Source organism: Paraburkholderia sp. BR14320, assembly GCF_040948665.1.
GTDB classification, from domain to species: domain Bacteria; phylum Pseudomonadota; class Gammaproteobacteria; order Burkholderiales; family Burkholderiaceae; genus Paraburkholderia; species Paraburkholderia youngii.
Window position 1 is genome coordinate 1 of the sequence record NZ_JBFPKG010000388.1, and the last position, 250, is coordinate 250.

At 62.4% G+C, this 250-nt stretch carries 1 protein-coding gene; it reads right to left on the bottom strand.

Annotated features, from left to right (window positions below; all coding sequences use genetic code 11):
- A partial coding sequence (locus tag AB3X89_RS40760) for a transposase (protein ID WP_368588118.1) occupies nucleotides 1–250 on the bottom strand: 250 nt, incomplete at both ends.

Sequence of the window (250 nt, forward strand, 5' to 3'; positions counted from 1 at the left end):
CGCAGGCTGACCACGCCTCGGTCTGCGCAATACTGTAATACGCGCCGTCGGCGATCACGCAGTCGACGTTCGCGTCGACTGCCAGCATCGCATTCAGGCCCGCCTCGTCGGAAACGTTGTCCTCGGTGATCGCGATCTGGTGGACATTCATCTCCGGGTCGATCGACAGATGCATCTTGCGCCACGGCGTCTGGCTCGCGTCGCGCCCGTACTTTTGCCGATGCCATTCGCTGGCCCGGCCAAAGTTCAT